General features: G+C 65.2%; 3 protein-coding genes. 1 reads left to right on the top strand and 2 read right to left on the bottom strand.

Annotated elements, in window-relative coordinates; all coding sequences use genetic code 11:
- Both N5D48_RS25990 and N5D48_RS25985 read right to left on the bottom strand, forming a co-directional pair.
- On the bottom strand, positions 1 to 1,335 hold a 1,335-nt coding region (locus N5D48_RS25990), incomplete at its 3' end, for a tryptophan--tRNA ligase (RefSeq protein ID WP_279888991.1).
- 25 nt (positions 1,336 to 1,360) lie between these two features.
- A complete protein-coding gene (locus N5D48_RS25985) occupies positions 1,361 to 1,996 on the bottom strand; it encodes an alpha/beta fold hydrolase (RefSeq protein ID WP_279888989.1) in 636 nt (211 codons plus the stop codon).
- Between the two features lie 135 nt (positions 1,997 to 2,131).
- On the opposite strand from N5D48_RS25985, the gene N5D48_RS25980 reads away from it, so the two are divergent.
- Positions 2,132 to 2,569 carry a DUF1043 family protein gene (locus tag N5D48_RS25980; protein ID WP_279888988.1) on the top strand — a complete coding sequence of 146 codons (438 nt, stop codon included), beginning with the start codon at positions 2,132 to 2,134 and terminating at the stop codon, positions 2,567 to 2,569.
- The last annotated feature ends 133 nt before the right edge of the window (positions 2,570 to 2,702 follow it).

The raw sequence follows: 2,702 nt of genomic DNA, 5'->3' as shown, positions 1-2,702 counted from the left end.
CGCCAGGGCCTCGCGCAGGCTTGCGATGGCCGCGTCACGGGCCTCGGCGGCCTCGAACTGCGGCCCGTCGGCAACCTGCTCGCCCTCCAGCCACAGGCTGAAGCTCAGGCCCTCGACCCGCACATCGGCCTCGCCACCTTGCTGCAGTTGCTTGCTCACCGCACCCGCGCTCTTGCCATCGGCGAAGCTGCGCGACAGCAGCAGTTGCTCGCCATCGGCGGCCAGGAGGCGGAAGCGGAAGCTGCCGTCTTCATCGCGGAAACTGACGAAGCGGGCAGTCTTGGCGGCCTTTTTCTTCACTTCGCTGCTGGCCTGGACCGCCGTGCGGAACGAGCGCAGGCCAACCGCCTCGCGCAGCTGCTCGAGGAACGGCGTGGCGATCTTGCGGGCCTTGGCGGCGCCGGCAAGGAGAATGTCCTCCAGATCCGACGGGCGCGAGATCAGCTGGTGATAGTGCTCGCGCTTTTCGGCCAGCTGGCCGTCGAGCAGCTGGAACAGGCGCTGCTTGGCCTCGCCCCAGCCCAGGCCTTGCACCAGCTCTTCGCGGAACGCGGCGCATTGCGCCGGCGTGGAGAAGGCCTGGAACAGGGTGAACAAGTGCGCGTTGTCCGGATCCTTGGCCTCGCCCGGTGCCTTGGAGTCGGTGACGATACGCGAGATGGCGTCCTTCATGTCCTTGGCGCTGGTGAACAGCGGGATGGTGTTGTCGTAGCTCTTGGACATCTTGCGACCGTCCAGGCCCGGCAAGGTGGCCACGCTTTCCTCGATCACCGCCTCCGGCAGCGCGAAGAAGTCCTTGCCCTGGCCGAACAGGTGGTTGAAGCGCTGGCCGATGTCGCGGGCCATCTCCACGTGCTGGATCTGGTCGCGGCCTACCGGCACCTTGTTGGCGTTGAACATCAGGATGTCGGCGGCCATCAGTACCGGGTAGCTGAACAGGCCCATGGTCACGCCGGCATCCGGGTCTTCGCCGGCCTCGACGTTCTTGTCCACCGAAGCCTTGTAGGCATGGGCGCGGTTGAGCAGGCCCTTGGCGGCGACGCAGGTCAGCAGCCAGGTCAGCTCGGGGATCTCGGGGATGTCGGACTGGCGGTAGAAGGTGACCTTGTCCGGATCCAGGCCGCCGGCCAGCCAGGTAGCGGCGATTTCCAGGCGCGAGCGCTGGATGCGCTGCGGGTCGTCGCACTTGATCAGCGCGTGGTAGTCGGCCAGGAAGTAGAACGAGTCGACACCGGGCTGCTGGCTGGCGAGGATCGCCGGGCGGATGGCGCCGGCGTAGTTGCCCAGGTGCGGGGTGCCGGTGGTGGTGATACCGGTAAGGATGCGCGTGGTCATGGGTGTTCGCTTATTCTGGCTTGGCTCAGTTCGAAAGGCGCGGCAGCAGCAGATCCTTCAGATCGGTCAGCTTGCCATGGAAGAAGTGTCCGCATTCTGCCACTTTCAGCAGCTCATGGGGGCGCGACAGAGCGCTGGACCAGTCGTACACCAACTGCGGATCGACCACTTCGTCGGTGTCCGGCTGAATGATAGTGAGCCGGACGCGCGCGGGCAGAGGGAATTGCTCGGTCAGGCGCATGACCGCCGGCGCGATCATGAACAGTTGCTGCAGCTCGACTCCGTCCGCCTCCAGGCGCCCGGCCAGGCTGGTGGCGACGAAGCCGCCGAAGGAGAACCCCATCAGCACCAGCGGCAGTTCGGGGTGCTTCTCACGCAGCCAGGCCGCCACGGCCTCGGCGTCGTTTACCTCGCCCGTGCCCATGTCGTGGCTACCCGCGCTCTGGCCGACACCGCGGTAGTTGAAGCGCAGGGTGACGTAGCCGGCGTCGCGGGCGGTGCGTTGCAGGGTCGAGACCACCTTGTTGAGCATGGTGCCGCCCTGGACCGGGTTGGGGTGGCAGATCAGCACCGCGCCGCGGGCGTCGGCCACGTCCAGGTACAAGGCTTCCAGCGGACCGCACGGGCCATCGATGAACAAGGGTGTTTCGCGGATAAGCAAGGCACTACTCCGTGACCTCGGGAAGGGTCGACTCGTCTAGCTGAGGAATTCTGTTCTGATTTGCGATCGCTCGCGGTATACAGCGCAGGTCTGAGCCGTTAACGTAAAGCAAAGCCGTTTATAGAGGAAGGACTCGTGGAACACTCGCTCCTTGTTTGGTTGCTGCCGACCCTGGCCCTGGTTGTCGGCGTCGGCGTCGGTTTCGCGCTGGCCCGCCTGCTGCCCAATGCGGCGCCGAGCAACACCCAACGCCAGCTGGATGACATCCAGCAGCGCTTCGACAACTACCAGAACGAAGTGGTCACCCACTTCAACAGCACCGCGTCGCTGGTCAAGAAACTGACCCAGAGCTACCAGGACGTTCAGGACCACCTGGCCGACGGCGCCAACCGCCTGGCCCTGGACGAGCTGACCCGTCAACGCCTGCTGGCCGCGCTGCATTCGGAAACCGCGCAAGGCCCGCGCGATCGCCTGACCCCGCCGAAGGACACCGCCGAGGTGCCGCGTGACTACGCGCCGAAGGCGCCGAATTCGCCGGGCATGCTCGACGAGAGCTACGGGCTCAAGCGTTGAGTCGCTGACATGCAAAAGGCCTCGAAAGAGGCCTTTTTTGTGGGCGGGGTCTACCCGCCATATCACTCACTCAATACCTGTAGAAGATCGCCCAGCTGCACTGTCGTGCAGGGAAACGTCGCAAATTGCACCA

It is taken from the genome of Pseudomonas sp. GD03858 (assembly GCF_029840925.1).
Taxonomy (GTDB): Bacteria; Pseudomonadota; Gammaproteobacteria; order Pseudomonadales; family Pseudomonadaceae; genus Aquipseudomonas.
Note: the sequence above shows the minus strand (reverse complement) of the source record. Positions and strands in the feature narration are given on the sequence as shown.